The sequence below is a fragment of the Vibrio sp. 10N.222.55.C6 genome (assembly GCF_041473395.1).
In the GTDB taxonomy this organism is placed as follows: Bacteria; Pseudomonadota; Gammaproteobacteria; order Enterobacterales; family Vibrionaceae; genus Vibrio; species Vibrio crassostreae_C.
Genome location: NZ_JBFRSD010001317.1, coordinates 1 through 256, shown reverse-complemented (window position 1 = coordinate 256; position 256 = coordinate 1). Strand labels below are relative to the sequence as shown.

Here is a 256-nt window from a genome sequence, read left to right as displayed (position 1 = left end):
CTCAATATAGTGACGTGGTAAAACAGCAAGACCTCAGAGCAGAGCTAGTGACTCGGCCGCATGTCGAGGCTGCACTGGATGATGTATATGGTGTCGACAAAATGATTTCAGTGCTAGGGCCTGCAATCAACTCCGGGCGTGCCTTGTTGCTGTATGGACATGCAGGGACGGGTAAAACATTTGTCGCAAGCCGAATTGTGAATGCTTTGCACACCTCTGTATTTATTCCCTATGCAGTCTATGCATTAGGTAACAT

The 256-nt window shown here is 47.7% G+C and carries 1 pseudogene; it reads left to right on the top strand.

The features are described 5' to 3' along the window. Positions 1-256, top strand: a pseudogene (locus AB4486_RS28685) (AAA family ATPase); the annotation flags it as partial.